We start from the raw sequence: 17,805 nt of genomic DNA on the forward strand, positions 1-17,805 counted from the left end.
AAATATAATGAATTAGAGTGCATGTGAGAAATCTATGCAGCATAAGTTGGAATGGGTGATTGCCGTAATCGTATTAGTATGTGCCACATCTTTGCAGGGTGCTTCCGCTCAAAATGTCGAAGAAGCTGCGCCCTCGTACTCATATTGCTTACGTCCATCATTATTCGATTGGCCAGGTGGTTTGAAGCAAGCCTTTCGGGAGCGTGGGATAAAAGTCGATGCTTGGCTTACACAATTCTACCAAGGTGTGCTCACAGGAGATGGCGACAAGACTTGGCAATACGGTGGTAAAGGAGACCTAATCGTAAATCTGGATATGTCGAAGCTGGGTCTGTGGCGAGGCCTGTCAGTCAATGTGCACCAGGAATGGATTTTTGGTGATGATGTGAATGACTTGGGGAATGGGGAGTTATTGCCGTTTAATACAGCGCTCGCTTTTCCACGACTCGGTGGCAGTGATCGCGAAACGTCCATTACTTTATCGCAAGCCATCGGAGATCGCTATTCGCTCACCTTAGGCAAGTTTTATATGTTTGATGTAGCTGCTAAGAAGCCTCTAATCGGCGGTGGCGGCCTGGATACTTTCATGAATATCGGACTTGCGGCCCCAATTAGTGGAGTAACTCCACCATACTTGTTTGGAGCTATTGGGAAGGTCAAGGCCGATTATGCAACCTTTACATTAATGGTTTATGACCCACGCAACGCGCAGATGAAGGAGGTAATCAGGAGTCCCTTTGCTGAAGGCAAAACTACAAGCCTTTCAGCAACTTTCCCTACCAAGATAAACGATCAAAAAGGTTTTTATACTGTGCGCGGCGTGTACAGTTCGAAAAAGGGGCTGAATCTTTCGACTATTCCCTCGCTTCTCGACCTTCCTGCAGCGTCCGAATCCATCCTCACGCGGAAAGGTTATTGGTATCTAAGTACCAGTGTGCAGCAATATCTTTATCATTACCCAGGCAACCCGGATATTGGATGGGGCCTCTTTGCGGAAGGCGCAATTTCCGATGGAAACCCTAATCCCCTTAAATGGCATTTTTTAGCTGGCGTCGGTGGGCAGGGGTTGTTTCCTGGCCGGCAGCAGGATCGTTGGGGGATCGGTTATTTTAAATATGGATTAAGTAACCAACTGATCAAGGGGCTGGCAAGGATCGGTTCTACCATGCCATTCAATCCCGAGTTCTTTATCAGGGATGAACAGGGCATAGAACTTTTCTACAACATGCACTTGGCGCCTTGGCTACGCATCACGGGCGACCTGCAATGGGTCAGGCCACATGAACTGAGTCGCAAGAGGATTTCTGTTGCGGCCCTGCGATGGCAGATACGTTTTTGAATTGAGACACAGTGTGAAACTGATCGATCTATCGACCTGATGATACTGAATGACCGTCTACTCAATGTCGAGCCTTAGGAACATCCACAAAACCGACATTCTAGTTACCTCTATTATGGAGGAAAGGTGTGCATCACACCGTAGACTGGGAATGGATGTTTTGGAAGTTCGGTGCTGAATTCTCATAGAAATGGTACTGCTGCGGACCGCGACGGCTTTCGCCATCATCTTCTGCGGTGTAGATATTGCCGTTGATAAAGGCAGGGACAGCGGTTTCGGCCACAGGAATGCCTGCTTCCGATTGCTTGGTCACCAAGGAGCTGGAGTACGGTTTCTCGGAATAACCGGAGAGCGCAAGGACGAGGCCAAGCGCTGATTCCAAACAGATACCAGATTCGAAACAGGCCTACCTCCCTGAGGGGTATTGCACAGTTTCGCGCGACACCTGGGCTGCTCAGCTCGTCGAATTTTGTATGTCATTCAGATCAATGTCGAACAAAGTCTATCGAGCGCATTATGTCTTCTATCTGGCCCACAAGATTGCTTACCGGAAATATCAAATCATTTAGCTATTTTGAAGCTTTACCTTTTCCCGCCAGATATTTAATGATCCCATAGAAGCCCTGCAGGTTGTACCCGTCCAGGTAGGTGTCCTTGGATGGCGGCATGGAGGATTGTTTGATGATGGCGATGTCATGGTTCCTGTCGATATAGATCCACTGCCCGTGAACTCCAATGGCCATGAAGGCTTCCATGCCCGGCGTATGTTTGACCCACCACTGGGCGCGGTAGCTCCATTCGCCTTTTTTATACACAATATCGTCGGAGTCTGGACCTTTATCGAAGGCCTCAATGCTGCCCCCCTTGGCGATCTTGTCGACTACCTCTTTCGGCACGACCTGCTGGCCGTTGAATTTACCGTTATCCTTCATCATGATCGCAAAGCGAGCGAGATTGTAAGGTGTCGCATTCAGGCCGCCACCGGCTACCGGCGTCGCGTTGTTGTCAACCAACACGTAGGTCTCACCCTCGGTGCCAATCTTCGACCAGACCTTTTCGTGCAGAGCTTTTTGGAACGATTCGCTGGTCACACGATTGGTAACCCAGTTAACGACGTCGGTCTTGGGGGTCTGATAGTGAAATACTTGGCCGTCCTTGTAGTTCTTGTCGGTTTTGAGAGTCACTAGGTAATCGTACAGGCTCTCAGGGTATTTGATCCCCGGCAATTTCGGCGTCCAGCCCAGGACAGCACTATACATGCGGATGCCGGATTTGGGATCCGCATAGTCCTCGGTGAAATCCATGGAGTTGGTCATATTCAGAACTTGGCCAAAGGTAGCGTTGGCGAAAGCCCCGTCCTTCACGTTGAGTTCTGGAACATATTTCGTAACCGGGTCGGTTTCCTTCAGTTTTTCTTCTGCTACCGCCATCAAGCCGAGCAAGCCGCAGAATGATTTGGTCACAGACATCATCTGGTGCGGCGTGTCTGGCGTCATGCTATTGAGGTATTCCTCGTAGACGATGTCGTTGCCTTTAATCACGACCAGGGAATCCGTCCAGGTTTCTTTCAGAAAATCAGCGACCGACTTGATATTACCCTTTGGATCCGTGATCTTGACGCCGGACGCAAAACTATTATCGATAGCCTTTTGGAGTGTTGACGGGTTGGCAGCGGCGGGTATGTTCGCCGAAGGATAAAACATCCGCATGTGCTGATAGGACCAGCGGATGAACGGCGAAGTCATTAGGGCATTCTTTTTGGTGACTTGCTTATCAGGTGGTGGCGGAAATCCTTCCATGATACCCAGCTCTTTGGCTGTTGCATATTTGTCTTCCGCATGGGCTATAGAGTTTATCGCAATGGTGGACGCTAATACCGAGCAGGCGAAAAAAATGGTTCTCGGAATAACTTCTAACTTACTCATCGTGTACTTTCTCCATAACTAGCAATTGGTCGGCAGAGCAGGTCCTCTGCTTGCTAATCGCTGCAGGCCTTCGTAAGCGGTATATAAACCACATTGTAGTGGTCTAATCCATCTGGGCACCAAAGAGTTGATCAGATGCTGGGTTTTTATGTAGCGTATCAGCCTCCAGCGGCACAATGCCATTAATCTATTTTCTGAAATCGATGGGCTGACGGAAAAACCAGACTTTGCTGTTAAACGGTAACCATATCGTATTTAAAGGTCCATAAAGCCAGGAATTTGCGCCAACAACACCGGGATATTGATCACCAGCTTTATACCATTAGGGCACTCCAATATATCCAGATTTCCCGTAGTGGCCACAGGAGATCGGATATCCACAAGAACAAAGTCAGGGGTATCAGACACCAAAGTTTGTTCAGATAGTTTGCGGTACCAGTAGAGGAGCAGGCTGTAGTTTATGTTGTGCTTACGTATTAAGACACCGGATAAATGTAGTAGGTAAAGGAGTATAGCCCGCGTTACATATAGCGACTAACCCACATACTTTGCGCCACAGCATTGCTATCAACCACCTGATAGATGGTAAAACCCTAGAGTAAGTACAGGGCTTGTATTGAAAGCTCTTAGTATCGAGTGTTTGGTTATGTAAGTAATTAAAATCATGATTAAGCCAAGAGCTGATGAGGCCTGGGATACAACCCTATGTACAATCTAAATCCACTATTATCCTTTAGGTTTTGGTGGTTTAAATAGATTGCTGCGAGAGAACATCAATAGAGAATCTTAGATGGATTGTGTGCTAGTTTCTGTCTATTGTTTAATGCTAATTTCTTATTTTAAGGTTTTAATGTATAGGTGTGGGTGTTAAATAGATATTTCTGTGTCGGTTAACTTTGTATAAGTTATATGGTTAAATCCAAAAAATGACCTCCTACCATAAAGACGTAGTTTGTCGCCAGGTTTGAGATCCTCCCATGACTTTTTTGTCACGCCGCATATCTGATTGCTCATTAAGGAGTTGTACTCACTCAGAAGGATTCTACCTTTGCAATGCTTCTCTCGGTATCTAGATGATTTTCCTGAAACTGTCACATCCATGCTGCCGTGAGTTGATATGAAAAAATGTAATGTTGCTGGTAATCCTCTTGCTATTGAAAGATAGATGGTAATTGGGATCCCCATAGTTAAAGCTATCCCCATCAAGAGAGGGCTTTTTTTCTGATCTTCGATAATTTCCCTTATTGTCGATTTTCTTCTGGGGAGAGAAATGAATAAGATTGTGAGTAGAACTATAGAGAGAGCGATACTAGTAAAAGCAAGAAGCCTAGCTTTTTCATCACTGATCAAAAGTTCACTCGAAGCTCCAATTGGGAGTAGGCAGGCTATGCCAAAAGCTATACATGCATATATCTTGTGCTTAAGTGTTGCTCTTTTCTCGAGTGAGGAATCCATCGCTACCTTTTTGTACGGCTGACTGATCATTTATTGAAGTCACAATATATCATTTGATGTATGTGCTTCCCAGGCACTTACAACGATTTATATTTCAGTTGGTTATTCGTTGGAGAGTAAATCTTTAAAGTGACAAAAACATAAAATTCAAGTCGTGATTAATAAGGTTAACTATGGAGTGGTAAATTTTTCAGTAAAAATGGTAGCTTAGTCAGCTATATGGCATGGCACTTCTCAAAAATTCATTTATTGGTATTCAGGTTACTTATATTGGCTCGTTGGTTCTATCTAGGTGATGCTGCAAATGCTCACAAATAAAATCCACACATAGTTTAATTTTTGGTATTTGATATTTACTGCGCTCGTAAAGAAGAAAGATGCCAATATCACCTCCAGGGCTGACAGAGACTTTACCTTGGGTGGGAACCTGTACTAATTCTCCAGATTCCAGGTGTTCGCAAATACTCCATGAGGGTACACAGAACATACCGCGATGATTCAGTGCTGCAGCCAGTAGAGCTTTGCCATTATTGCTGATCAGGTGGGTGGATAGCTTTAGTGGCACCCAGTGATCATCATCGAAATAATGCCAGTCAATCAGTCCTCTGGGACCGCGGTATTGTAGGGCGTGGGCAGATTCTATAGCCTGTTTGTTTAGCGGTAACTCTTTCCCTAGGGTGTTTAGATACTCGGGTGTGGCGGTGAGTGAGAATTCGTTCTTGGATAGACGCTTGGCGATGACATGCTCATCGGGAGCGGAGCCTCCGCGAATGGCGATATCTACAGGATCTTTACCTAGCTGGGTAAGATCGTCGCTATAGTGCAAATCAAAAACAATGTTTGGGTAGCGTTGGGCGAATTGTTCCAGTAGGGGGGTTAAGTGCTGTTCGCCGTAAGAAGGTAGGCAGCTGATACGGATCAACCCGCTGGGGGCTTCGAAGGTTTGGCTCACCAGCTCATCTGCCTGCTCCAGTTGGCGAATGGCTTCATTAATCATGGAGTAATAGAGCTTACCCAGTTCGGTAACTTCCACCTTGCGGGTGCTGCGCTGCAATAGCTCTACTCCCAGAGACTGCTCAAGGTCCCGCACACGCCGTGAAATAGAAGAGGCAGGAACATCGAATTCCTCAGCCACTGCAGTAAAACTACAGAGTTCTGCCACGCGCTTGAAGTAGCGTAATGCCCGGATTTTGTCCATAAAGCCCCTATTCTTGCTTGTTTACACGGCAACTTAGCATTCATTATTGTCAGAAAGACAAAAGACTTCCACTAAATGCTCTCTGTTTCTCAGTTGGGACAGGGGGCACTATCGCTCTCATTCTTGAACTGATGACTAGAGAGATTAATGAAAGCACTCAAAATTACTCAGTATGGCGATATCGATAGCAGCCTTGCTTTCCAGGAGGCGAATGTACCCGAGCCAGGTGCGAGCGAGGTGTTGATCAAGATCAATGCCGCTAGCATCAACCCCATTGATCTAATGGTGATGCGCGGCGAGATGAAAGCGCTAAAGAAGCTCAACTTGCCGGTGGGAATTGGCCGGGATCTGAGTGGCGAGGTGGTCGCAGTGGGTAGTGGAGTCTCACAATATCAGCCCGGAGAGGAAGTGTTCGCCAGGGTGGGGGAGGATCACGTGGGCACCCTTTCCCAGTATCTGGTGGTGGATGCTACGCATCTGGCGAAGAAACCTGAAAACCTCTCCCATGAAGAAGCTGCAAGTATCCCTTTGGTGGGGCTGACCTCCTACCAGGCTTTGATCCAGGTTGCTGGTTTGAAGAAGGGAGAGAAAGTATTGATCCATGCGGGTTCCGGTGGCATCGGCTCTATGGCGATTCAGCTTGCCAAGGCCTACGGCGCTTATGTGATTACTACAACCAGTAGTGCCAATGTGGACTGGGTGCGCAAACTCGGTGCGGACCAAGTGATCGATTATAAGAAAGAAAACTATCTGGATTTATTGTCTGATATTGATGTGGTGTATGACACCCTAGGCCAACAATACACAATGGATGCCTTTAAAGTATTGAAAAGAGGCGGCAGAGTAGTATCTATTGCTGGGGTGCTGGACCCGTTGACGACGAGGGAGTTGGGTATCAACTGGTTTTTCCGTAAGCTAATCGGGCTTAAGTCTCGCCCGGTATTGAAACAGGCGAAAGACAAGAATGCGTTTTACCGTATGGTCATTATGCAGGCGAATGGGGATCAGCTCAGTGAGCTAAGCGCCTTATACAAGGACAAAATCATTTCTCCTGTCGTTGATAAAGTTTATCCATTTAGCCAGAGTCTGGCGGCTTTCTCCTACCTGAATACCAAGCGTGCAAAGGGTAAAGTAATCATTTCATTGAACAGCGGCGATTAAATCGCCGGGCTATTTGAGCGGCTTCTTTCCAAGTTGGCAGTCATTCCTGTATCTATTGGGTGATTGCCAATGGCTAGCCACGCTTATTTTATTGCTAGTCGCAAATGATAAATGATTATCGATTGCACAGCAGGTACTTTTAATATTTTATAGGTTGGCAGTTTTGCTTGTGAAAGACTTTCACAATGAATCTATAAAACAGTAGCCATTAACATTTCGGCGCGAATTTAGAATTAATGAGATCCACCTCACATAATTGCTCAGTCGCATCACTTCTCAGTGCAAAAAATTAGCAATTGCCGGTTTTCCTAGATTTGACTTTCCTCACATCTGCCTATTTCTGTATTCACTACAATGCCGCTGGCTGAAAGGTCCCTGTTTACAGGCACTTCAATGTGGCCCTCAAGGGGTTTGCACATCGCTGGTTTTCATTGATAAGGATTGGGTCAGAGGTAGGCCACATGTTCAGAATTTTACAGATAGCTCTCCTTCTTTTACTGGCTGCCGCAGTGAATGCGCAGAATGTCAGTCGTGATGATATCCGTGGTTTGGACGAGCAAATCCAGGATGTTAAGAAAGATGTAATTGATCTGACAGCAACTTTGGCACAGTTGGAAGAGAAACTGTTGTTTCCTTCCAATACTCAGGTGGCTTTGTTTGTTTCTGTTGCAGACGAAAAGCCTTTTGAACTGGAATCCGTAGAAGTCACTCTCAATGGTGAAATCGTGGCGCACCACCTCTACACCTATCGGGAAATTGAATCCTTACAAAAAGGGGGGGTGCAAAAAATCTATACCGGTAATGTGCAGGCTGGTGGACACCCGTTACAAGTGCGCTTTATAGGCAAGACCCCTTCCGGTAAAGAGTATCGAGCCAATGCTTCTTATCAAATCGACAAGGCGGTAGGGCCAAAGTTTGTCGAGATCAGAATTTCCGGAACCGAGTCCGAGATTAACTTCAAGGACTGGTAACCATGCGTATCCCCCTGCTTTCGGCATTTTCCGGCGTAGCTGGAGCTGGCCTGCGTGTTCTCAGCTTTACATTATGTAGCTTGTCTCTACTCCCTAGTGTGGCTGGCGCAGACGATGATAAAGAAGAATTGCGCGATCTGTTCTTTGGTGCGGCCATGTACTACGCCCACCAGGAAAACTACTTTGATGCGATTGTAGCGCTGGATAACGAGCTGGCCCAGTATCACCGTCTGGATGAGCCCGAGTTAGACCCCTTCAGTAATCATCTTGGGCAGGCTGAATTCTCTGTGGGTGACCTGGAGCTTTCCTACCGTATGCACCGGGAGGCGGGGCGTGCAATTGAAGCGGTGCTGAAGGGCGATGTTTCGCAGGAAGTGCGCAATGAAGCCGCCTATCGTCTGGCCAAAATTCACTACCACAAACAGCAGCCTCTAAACGCTTTGCATGCGCTGGAAATGATTGAGGGCAGGGTGCCCTTGCGGGTGCGTGCCGAGGAGCAATTCCTGCGCGCGCGGGTTTTTATGGAGTTGGGGCGTCTCGAAGAGGCGGTAGAGCTACTGAAAGACCTGAAAGGTGAGGAATCCCTGGAAGGCTTTGTGGAGTTCAACCTGGGTATTGCCCAGTTGAAATACGGTGAGGAAGCGCGCGGGGTGCTGGAGCTGACCGCTCTGGGCAAGCGCCACAGTGGCGACCCGGCCGATCAGGCCCTGTACGATAAGACCAATTTATTACTGGGTTCCCATTTGATGGAGGCCGGTGAACTGCAGCTGGCGCGCCCCTATTTTGATCGGGTGAATCTCGAAGGGCCTTTCTCCAATCGGGCGCTGCTCGGTGCCGGTTGGGTGGAGGCTCGAGCAGGGCGTTTCGATCGCGCCCTGGTGCCCTGGCGGATATTGCAAAACCGTAAGGGCACCAATGAATCGGTGCAGGAAGTGATGCTGGCTGTACCTTACGCCTATGGAAAATTGGATGTACACAGTACTGCGGCAATTCATTACGGCCGCGCCCTGGATGCCTTTGGTCGTGAGATCGACACACTGACGGCCTCCATCAACAGTATTCGTCAGGGCAAATTTCTCGAAGCGCTGCGGCGCAAAGAGGCTACCCAGGTACAAAACTGGGTGGTGGCGCTGCGCAACCTGCCGGAGGCACCGGAGACTCACTATCTCCTCGACCTCATGGCCTCCAATGACTACCAAGAATTCCTGCGTAACTACCGCGACTTGAATGATCTCTACGAGCGCAATAAAGAGTGGCTTAAAAGTCTCACTGCCTTCGAGGATATTATCAGCGCGCGTCGGGCTTACTACGAGCCCCTGTTACCACAGCTGGATGAGCAGTTCCGTACCTTGGATGCACGTATCAAGCTGCGTATGGAGCAGCGCGATCAATTTTCCAGTCGCATAGAGCAAATGCTGGTTTCTCGCCGCCCGGAGTATCTCGCCACCGCCGAAGAGCAGGAAGCGCGCCTGCAACTACTGCAGCTGCATAAGCAGATCGCACGCAACCCTAAAGGTTTTACCGAGCAAAGCCGCAGCCGTGTTGAGCGCTTGCAGGGTATTTTGGATTTGCGTCTCTCTACCGAATATCACCAGCGTCTCACCGAGGCCTATAAGCATTTGCAGGCCCTCAACGCTGAGATCGAAAAGTTACAAACGGTGTACCGTTCCTATGTGCGCAGTCGCCAGGCGGCGACCCACAGTTACACCGGTTATAACAAGGATATCCAGCGTTCGCGTGCGCAGATTCGCTCGGCCCAGCAGCGTCTGGAGATGTTGATGGCGCGCCAGGGCAGCATGCTGGAAGCACTCGCTGTTGAAGAGCTGGAGCGCCGCCGCAGCCAACTGGAGAGTTACCAGATCAAAGCGCGCTTCGCCCTAGCCGACAGTTACGACCGCGCTAATGAACTGCAGGAGCAGCGTGAGGATCAGCGCAAGATTGAACAGCATCGCGAGGCTCAGCCTGAAACCTTGCCAGAACAAAATCCTCCCGAATTGGAAGCATCTGAAAGCGAAAATGGGCTGCAGGAGCAGAGCCAAGAAGCGCAGCCGGAAACTCTGCCTGAGAGCAATTCTGCCGAATTGAAAGTGCCAGAAAGTGAAAATGGGCCACTGGAGCAGGGTGAGCAACCCCAAACAGGCCAGCCGGAAATTTTACCTGAGAATAAATCCACTGAACGGCAAGTTTCAGAAACTGAGGGGGATAAGGCGTGAAACCTGTAAATCATCGCGTAAGCCTCTCTGCTAGTTTTGCGATCGAGCCAATAACTACAGGGCGGAAGCCCAAAAATGCACTGTGCTATGGTGCATTCGCCGCGGCATTACTGTTACTTAACGCTTGTGCGGTGAACAGCGGCAAAACAATTGGCAGCCTGCAAAATGTCGATATTGAGATTAAAGAGGAATATATCGACGGCAGCCTGGAAAAGGCCCTGGCAAGTTATCAGCGCTACCTGCAGGAAACGCCCGAATCGAGTCTCACCCCTGAAGCGATGCGTCGGATTGCCGACCTGAAAATTAAGCAGGCGCACCGGGCCGAGGATGCTGCCATTGACGGTATTGCCCCTGGCACAGCAGGCAGTGGTGCTGTGGTTGCCATCGAAGCACCGGAGGCAACAGCAGAAAATACCCTGGAAGCCCCGGCTGAGGTAACCGCGCCTGTTGCCAAGGTACAGCGTATCCCCACTGAGCATGTAGCAGGTGCGGAGTCTGATGCGGACTTTGAAGCTCGCGCTAGTGGCAGTGTGGATATCGCCGCAGACACCACTCCACTGCAGGTTCCTGAAGAAGACCCGGAAGCGCTGATGTCGGCGAATGCCCGAGAGGCCATTGCGCTGTATCTCAACCTGCTGAAGAAATACCCTCTTTACGACCGCAACGACCAGGTGATGTACCAGCTCTCCCGCGCTTATGAAGAGGCCGGGCAAATTGATGCCGCAGTAGATGTATTGCGGCAGTTGGTGGCCAAATACCCGGATTCCCGTCATATCGATGAAGCCTGGTTTCGCCTGGGGGAATATTACTTTACCCGCAAAAAGTATCTGGATGCGGAAGAGGCCTATGGCCGGGTAATCACCATCGGGCAGATTTCCAGTTTTTACGAGCTGGCCCTGTATAAACGCGGTTGGTCCCTGTTTAAGCAGGATATGTACGAGATGGCCCTGGACGATTATGTGGCCATGCTCGATTACAAAGTCTCCCAGGGTTACGACTTTGACCAGCAGACCAATACGGTTGAACGCAAGCATGTGGACGATACTTTCCGCGTGGTGAGCCTGAGCTTCTCATATATGGAGGGCCCGGATTCAATTGTCGACTATTTCTCCCGCAAGGGTGCGCGCCAGTATGAATACCTGGTGTACAGCCATCTCGGTGAGTATTACCTAAATAAGCGGCGCTACCAGGATTCGGCCAAATCCTATATCGCCTTTGTGGAGCGCAATCCACTGCACAAGGTTTCTGCGGATTTTTCCATTCGTGTGATCGAGATTTACAGCAAGGGCGGTTTCCCCAAACTGGTGCTTGAGGCGAAGAAGACTTTTGTAAATACCTATGCCCTCAATGCCGACTACTGGACAGTATTCGATATTAATGAGTTCGGCGAGGTGGTCGAATTTCTACAGGCTAACCTGATCGACCTGGCCGGTCATTACCATGCCGCCTACCAAAACAAAAAACTGAAGGATAAAAAAGGAGAGCACTACCTAGAGGCAATTCACTGGTATCGCCGTTACTTGCAGTCCTTCCGTGAAGCTGAGCGTGCGCCGGAAATGAACTACCAGCTCGCCGGCTTGATGCTGGAAAATCGCGATTTCCACAATGCCGCTCTGGAATATGAGCGTACCGCCTACGAATACCCTGCCCACAAGGATTCCAGTGAGGCGGGTTACGCTGCGGTTTACGCTTATCGCGAACATCTGGCCAACAATTTGAAAGAAGCCAGTGCAGATCAGCGCGCTCCATTGTTGCGTGAAATTATCCGCTCATCGTTAACCTTTGCCGATACCTTCTCACAGCACGCCAAAGCGCCGCAGGTAATGCTGGGTGCGGTGGAAGATTTGTACGGTCTTAAAGACTATACGCCGGCGATCGATAACGGACGCCAGCTATTGGAAAAATTCCCGGCGGCAGAGCAGGAGATTCGCCGCTCTGCCTGGATGGTGGTGGCCCACGGCTCCTTTGATACCCATGCCTATGCCGATGCGGAAGTGGCCTATGGGGAAACCCTAAATCTCACCGCCACCGATGCCAAGGATCGTGCAGGCCTGGTCGACAATCTGGCGGCATCCATTTACCAGCAGGGTGATATGGCACGCAAGCAGGAGGACCACGCTACTGCTGCCGGCCACTTCCTGCGCATTCGCGCTGCGGCTCCGGGAGCCACTTTACTGGCCACCGCCGAATACGATGCTGCTGCCTCCCTGATTGTGCTCAAGGATTGGACCCAGGCCGCCACAGTGCTGAACAATTTCCGTGGGAATTTCCCAGAGCATGAACTGGCCAAAGATGTCACCAAGAAACTGGCGGTGGTCTATCAGGAAAGTGGCGAGCTCTTATTGGCAGCAGCGGAGTTTGAGCGTATTGAGCGAGAATCTGAGGACGAGGAAATTCGCCGCGAGGCTCTGACGCAGGCAGCGGATCTCTACAGTACCGCTAAAGATAGCGACAGGGCGTTGGCGGTGTTGAGGCGCTACGTGAAGCTGTTCCCCAACCCCATGGAGCCCGCCCTGGAGACGCGGCAAAAAATCGCCGACATCTACAAAACTGCTGGGCAGCAAAAACGCTATATGCAGGAACTGCGTGAGATGGTGCGCATAGAGAAGCGTGGCGGTTCCCAGCGCAGTGATCGCACCCGCTACCTGGCTGGTAGCGCCGCGTTACAGCTGGCTGAGCCCAGTTATCAGGCCTTTACCAAGGTGATGCTGGTTAAGCCAATCGAGCAGAACCTCAACCTGAAACGCAAGCGTATGAAAAAAGCGATTAGCGATTTCTCTGCCCTGATTGATTACCAGGCAGCGGATGTGACTGCCGCAGCCACTTATTACCTCGCGGAAATTTATTTGCACTTCAGTGTGTCTCTGAAGGAATCCGAGCGCCCAACGAATTTGAGTGCGCTGGAACTGGAAGAGTACGAGCTGGCTCTGGAAGATCAAATTTATCCGTTCGAGGAAAAAGCGATTTCCGTGCATGAAAAAAATGTCGAGTTACTTGGGATGGGTATCTACAACTCCTGGATCGATAAGAGTATCGGCCAACTTGCCGGTCTGATGCCGGCCCGTTATGCCCGTATCGAAGAGGCTGGTGACTATCTGCAGAGTATTGTCCCTCTGCCACCGGAGCCGGAGGCCTTGGAATCAGCGGAAGTAGTTTCCGGCCAGTAATAGCGAGAATGGAGAAGAGGGCTATGCAAATAAAACTGCGAGTGGTTTTCCTGTGGGTGGTTACGCTGTTTTTGGCTGCCTGTGCGGGAGTTCAGACCAAGTCGGGCAAGGTTTCTGATTATTCCTCTGTGCGGGTGTCCGGCAGTGTGAGCCGGGACTTTGAACGATCCCTGGAATTCCTTGCGGATAAGGAGTTTGCGCGCGCGATTGAATTGTTGGAGACGGTAGTTGAGCGGGAGCAGCGTTTGCCCGCGCCTTATATTAATCTCGGCATTGCCCAAATTCAGGTGGCAGAAGAAAAAAAAGCGGAAGAGGCTTTTCTTAAAGCACTGGAAATAGATGCCGAGCACCCGGTGGCTACGAATGAACTGGCAGTGCTTTACCGCAAGCAGGGCCGTTTTGCCGATGCGCGCAAAATTTATGTGAATGCCTTGGCAGAAAACCCCGAATACCTGCCATTGATAAAAAATCTCGGCATATTGTGTGATCTCTATCTGCAAGATCTCCAGTGCGCTCTGGCACAATTCCAGCAATATGTACAGCTGGAACCCGAGGACCAGGATGTGTCTATCTGGCTGGCGGATCTCAAACGGAGGGCGGGCAAGTGATAGCGCAGTGTAAATGGATTTTGCCGTTTATGATGGGGTTTGCCATTTTTCCTTTTGCCGGTGCGCAGACCCAAGAGGGTGATAAAACCCAAGCCACAGATAAGAAAGTGGATACCAAAGTTAAAGAGTTATCGGGTATTTCCATTATTGGTAATAAGGAAGCGCCCAAGTCTCTGTATATCGTTCCCTGGAAAAGTTCCGAGGTGGGTGTCGAAAGTGATCTTGTCTCCAGTTTGATGGACGACAAGCTCAAGCCGCTCGACAAGGAAGTTTTCATGCGTGAGTTGGAGTTCTACCAGCTCAGCCTGTCCGGCGATTAACGCCGTCCTTTCTCTGGCTAAAGCCAGAGCAGCAACCAATTACTGCAGTATTTCTCAAGAGGGTTTGTAATGGACTTTTTCAACAGCGTCATCGAGTTTTTCCAGACGGGCGGTACTTTTATGTACCCCATTCTTGTGGTGGCCGCCCTGGGTGGCGCAGTAGCTATTGAGCGATTTATTCGCCTGCATTACGAGCGTCGTACCAACCGCACTATGTGGGATAAATTGCAGCCAATCCTCTCCAGTGGTGATTTCGATCGTGCGCGCAATCTGGTTAAGCAGGATAACTCCAGTGTGGCAAAGCTACTTTCCATGGGGCTGGCCCGTCAGGGTGCAGTGCGCCGCCGCGAAGATATCGAAATCGCGATGGAAGAGAGCATGATGGAAATCACTCCACAGCTGGAAAAGCGCACGCCCTACGTAGCACTGTTTTCTAATATCGCCACACTGCTGGGTCTGCTCGGTACTATTATGGGCCTGATTGAAGCCTTTACCGCAGTGGCCAATGCCAACCCGGCAGAAAAAGCCGACTTGCTTTCCGCCAGTATCTCGGTAGCGATGAACACAACGGCTTTCGGTCTGATGACCGGTATTCCCCTGTTGATTGTGCATGCACTGCTCAACTCCCTCACTGGAGAAATTATCGATAGCCTGGAAATGGTTTCTGTAAAAGCCTCCAATCTGATCGATAGTTCAACCCGCCGTCGCTTCGAAGTCGATGCGCCTGCTTCAAAAAATAAAGGTGAAAACAAGCCGGCTACCAAGTCTGAGAAGCACACCAAATCACAACCAGTGGCCGAGGCCAAAACCGAAGAACAGCAAACGGAAACAGCGTAATGAGAAGGCGGCGCCACGGGAGAGATAAAGAGGCCCCGGAGCTGGACATCACCGCCTTCCTAAACCTGATGGTGGTGCTGGTGCCGTTTCTGTTGGTATCGGCGGTGTTCTCACGGGTAACAATTTTAGAGCTGAATATGCCGAGCGGAGCCGGTGGTGGAGCGCCGGATGATCCCACGGTCACGGTAGAAGTCGTCGTTCGCACAGAGGCGCTGGAGATTAGTGATGGTGAGAAAGTCATTGCGCGTTTTCCAAACCTGACGCAATCCGAAGAGGGTGAGTCTGCGCCGCTGGAAGCGGCTACAGAGGAAGGTGCCGGGGGGGGGGAACAGCTTGCTCTGTTGCCAACTGCGGAGGTCTACGATCTGAAAAAACTCACCGAGTTTTTACTGCAGGTTAAGGCCAGCTACCCAGAAAAAACCGACTCCATTTTGTTGATGGAAGCGGATATTGCCTATGAGCACTTGGTGGGTGTAATGGATACCGTGCGCGGAGCCGAGGTGCGTGTGGAGGGCAGCGATCCGAGTGATCCAAGTGCTGTAGAGAAAGTGGTGCTGTTTCCCGATATTTCCATAGGAGATGCGCCGTGAGACATGAAAGCCGACGTATGAAGCGCATGGCGCGCAGCCATAAGCGTAAAAAAACCTCGGGTATGAACCTTACCTCGCTAATGGACGTGTTCACCATTTTGGTTTTTTTCCTCTTGACCAACACCTCCAGTAATGAAGCGTTGGAGCCACCCAAGGTGATCACACTGCCGGATTCGGTGGTGGAGACCAAACCAAGGGAAACCGTAACCCTGATGGTGACCAATGAGGAAATTCTGGTGGAATCCAATTCAGTGGTGGCTACCAGCGAGGTACTTGAGAGTGAAGAAATCATTATCGAGGCCATTAAGCAGGCGATGATCGCCGAGATGGGTAAGGCTATCGGTGTGGCCCAGGCCTCTGCGGAGGCGGAGGCCGAAGAAGCCGGCACCGAGGGAGAAGTTCAGCCGGAGCCACCGGAAGTCAATATTCTCGCGGACAGGGGCATTCCGTTCAGTTTGCTTAAGAAGGTGATGTCCAGTTGTACGGAAGCTGGTTACACCAAGGTATCGCTGGCGGTTATTCAGAAAGCATCTCAGGGTTAATGGAAGTTTGTGAGTAATTTTCTACAACAACAGCAGGCGCTTAGCGAATCGCTCAATGCGGTTCGCCAGCGCATGCTCCTGCTCGAGGATGAGCGGCAGCAGATAGAGGCGCAGCTGGCCGAGTTGCAGGCCAATGGCACCAAGTTCCAGCTGCTTGATGAAATTTCCGAGCGCTTGCGCAAGCTCGAAGAGGCCGACGCCGGAGAAATGTTCTGGGCCGAGGATTACCGGGTCGATGCCTCCGAGCGGGTGATTGCTCGAATCGGTGAGTTCACCCGCGATTTCAACGAACAGCTGGAGCAGCTGCATCAATCCCGCCGACAAGTTCTCGATAATATTGAATACTGCAGCGAGGAAATCTTTGCTCTGGACGAGCAGGCAGATGAGCTGCGCCGTGAAGAGGAAGAGTCCAAGTACGAATTCGAAATCACCCGTGAGTTCGAGCAGCCGGATTTTCGCCCAATGGTTATGCCCTGGCATACCCAGGGTGAAGATGAAAAGCGTTTCCGTCTCTGTGTATTCGCCTCTCTGTTTATTGCCACTTTATTAGGTTATCTGGTGCCACTCTATACGTTGCCGGAACCGGAAAACGAAGTGGTTGAGATTCCAGAGCGTTTGGCCAAGCTGGTAATCGAGAAGAAAACCAAGCCCAAGCCACCGCCGGAGCCGGAGAAAACCAAACCCAAGAAAGAGGAGAAGAAGCCCGAGCCCAAGCCTGAGCAGAAGGTGGCCAAGCAAGAGCCCAAGCCAACCAAAACTGAGAAGAAGCAGGCGCGCAAGAAAGCTGAGCGCACAGGCGTTCTGGCCTTTAAGGATAATTTCCAGGATCTGATCCAGGATGATCTGGATAACCGTCTCGGCCAGCAGACCCAGCTGAGCACGGCGGGTAAGAAAGAGAATCGCAGCCAGCGCTCTCTGATTACGTCTGCCGCAGCCAAGGGCAGTGGTGGTATCAGTGCTTCAGATGTGAGTCGCAATGTGGGTGGAACGGGTTCTTCCCTGGGTGGTGTCGAGTTTGCACGTGTTGAAAGTGCTATTGGCAATGAGGGTGACTTTGCCGGTGAGGACCGACCGCTCAGCGATGGTGTTGGCCCGTCTCGTACCGACGAGGAGATCCAGATTGTCTTCGACCGCTATAAGAATGCGCTCTATCGCATTTACAACCGCGAGCTGCGCAACAACCCGGCTCTACAGGGCAAGATGGTGCTGAAGATCACTATCGAGCCAGATGGCTCTGTGTCCCTGGCACAAGTGGAGTCCAGCGATATGGATTCGCCGGCACTTAATGCCAAAATTGTTGCAAGGGTCAAACGGTTTAACTTCGGTGAAAAGGCTGGTGTTCCAACAATCACCATTCTCTACCCGATCGACTTCCTACCGCAGAGTTAATCAAATGGGCCTCCTTCTCGCTTGTGCGGGGAGGGGCCCCTTTTTTTCGAGCAGTTTTTGCCTGCTTTCACAGCTTTTTCCCTCCCGGGT

Annotated in this window: 16 protein-coding genes; 11 read left to right on the forward strand and 5 right to left on the reverse strand. The window is 50.3% G+C overall.

Translation table 11 applies throughout. From position 1 onward, the window contains the following. Window positions 1-34: 34 nt before the first annotated feature. Window positions 35-1,339 carry a carbohydrate porin gene (locus ACJJI0_RS01920; protein WP_444884430.1) on the forward strand — a complete coding sequence of 435 codons (1,305 nt, stop codon included), beginning with the start codon at window positions 35-37 and terminating at the stop codon, window positions 1,337-1,339. Between the two features lie 133 nt (window positions 1,340-1,472). Here the strand turns inward: ACJJI0_RS01920 and ACJJI0_RS01925 are convergent, their stop codons facing one another. From ACJJI0_RS01925 to ACJJI0_RS01945, 5 genes are all read right to left on the reverse strand, one after another. Further along, window positions 1,473-1,721, reverse strand: a complete 249-nt coding sequence (locus tag ACJJI0_RS01925) for a hypothetical protein (RefSeq protein ID WP_444884431.1) — start codon at window positions 1,719-1,721, stop codon at window positions 1,473-1,475. 187 nt (window positions 1,722-1,908) lie between these two features. Beyond that, window positions 1,909-3,264, reverse strand: a complete 1,356-nt coding sequence (locus ACJJI0_RS01930) for a serine hydrolase domain-containing protein (protein WP_444884432.1) — start codon at window positions 3,262-3,264, stop codon at window positions 1,909-1,911. A gap of 255 nt (window positions 3,265-3,519) precedes the next feature. Further along, window positions 3,520-3,672 carry a hypothetical protein gene (locus tag ACJJI0_RS01935; protein ID WP_444884433.1) on the reverse strand — a complete coding sequence of 51 codons (153 nt, stop codon included), beginning with the start codon at window positions 3,670-3,672 and terminating at the stop codon, window positions 3,520-3,522. Between the two features lie 459 nt (window positions 3,673-4,131). Next, window positions 4,132-4,719, reverse strand: coding sequence for a hypothetical protein (locus tag ACJJI0_RS01940; protein ID WP_444884434.1), 588 nt, complete (start codon window positions 4,717-4,719; stop codon window positions 4,132-4,134). A gap of 265 nt (window positions 4,720-4,984) precedes the next feature. Further along, a complete protein-coding gene (locus ACJJI0_RS01945) occupies window positions 4,985-5,917 on the reverse strand; it encodes a LysR family transcriptional regulator (protein ID WP_444884435.1) in 933 nt (310 codons plus the stop codon). A gap of 147 nt (window positions 5,918-6,064) precedes the next feature. On the opposite strand from ACJJI0_RS01945, the gene ACJJI0_RS01950 reads away from it, so the two are divergent. The 10 genes from ACJJI0_RS01950 to ACJJI0_RS01995 all read left to right on the forward strand — a co-directional run bounded on the left by ACJJI0_RS01950 (window position 6,065) and on the right by ACJJI0_RS01995 (window position 17,715). Then, entirely contained in the window at window positions 6,065-7,078 is a 1,014-nt protein-coding gene (locus tag ACJJI0_RS01950; protein ID WP_444884436.1) for an NADP-dependent oxidoreductase, read from the forward strand. A gap of 461 nt (window positions 7,079-7,539) precedes the next feature. After that, entirely contained in the window at window positions 7,540-8,049 is a 510-nt protein-coding gene (locus ACJJI0_RS01955; protein WP_252082145.1) for a hypothetical protein, read from the forward strand. Window positions 8,050-8,051: 2 nt separating this feature from the next. After that, complete coding sequence (locus tag ACJJI0_RS01960) at window positions 8,052-10,262, forward strand: tetratricopeptide repeat protein (protein WP_444884437.1); 2,211 nt, start codon at window positions 8,052-8,054, stop codon at window positions 10,260-10,262. Next, window positions 10,259-13,429, forward strand: coding sequence for a tetratricopeptide repeat protein (locus ACJJI0_RS01965; RefSeq protein WP_444884438.1), 3,171 nt, complete (start codon window positions 10,259-10,261; stop codon window positions 13,427-13,429). The genes ACJJI0_RS01960 and ACJJI0_RS01965 overlap by 4 nt, the downstream gene beginning before the upstream one ends. Window positions 13,430-13,452: 23 nt before the next feature. Next, complete coding sequence (locus tag ACJJI0_RS01970) at window positions 13,453-14,037, forward strand: tetratricopeptide repeat protein (RefSeq protein WP_444884439.1); 585 nt, start codon at window positions 13,453-13,455, stop codon at window positions 14,035-14,037. After that, window positions 14,034-14,357, forward strand: a complete 324-nt coding sequence (locus ACJJI0_RS01975; protein WP_444884440.1) for a hypothetical protein — start codon at window positions 14,034-14,036, stop codon at window positions 14,355-14,357. Before ACJJI0_RS01970 ends, ACJJI0_RS01975 begins: the two co-directional genes overlap by 4 nt. Before the next feature lie 69 nt (window positions 14,358-14,426). Then, complete coding sequence (locus tag ACJJI0_RS01980) at window positions 14,427-15,194, forward strand: MotA/TolQ/ExbB proton channel family protein (RefSeq protein ID WP_444884441.1); 768 nt, start codon at window positions 14,427-14,429, stop codon at window positions 15,192-15,194. Beyond that, window positions 15,194-15,784 carry an ExbD/TolR family protein gene (locus ACJJI0_RS01985; RefSeq protein WP_444884442.1) on the forward strand — a complete coding sequence of 197 codons (591 nt, stop codon included), beginning with the start codon at window positions 15,194-15,196 and terminating at the stop codon, window positions 15,782-15,784. The genes ACJJI0_RS01980 and ACJJI0_RS01985 overlap by 1 nt, the downstream gene beginning before the upstream one ends. Continuing rightward, window positions 15,781-16,326 (forward strand): ExbD/TolR family protein, encoded by a 546-nt coding sequence (locus ACJJI0_RS01990; RefSeq protein WP_252082138.1) that lies wholly within the window; start codon window positions 15,781-15,783, stop codon window positions 16,324-16,326. Before ACJJI0_RS01985 ends, ACJJI0_RS01990 begins: the two co-directional genes overlap by 4 nt. A gap of 9 nt (window positions 16,327-16,335) precedes the next feature. Next, complete coding sequence (locus ACJJI0_RS01995; protein WP_444884443.1) at window positions 16,336-17,715, forward strand: AgmX/PglI C-terminal domain-containing protein; 1,380 nt, start codon at window positions 16,336-16,338, stop codon at window positions 17,713-17,715. The last annotated feature ends 90 nt before the right edge of the window (window positions 17,716-17,805 follow it).

The sequence above is a fragment of the Microbulbifer mixtoriginis (SeqCode) genome, assembly GCF_052466695.1.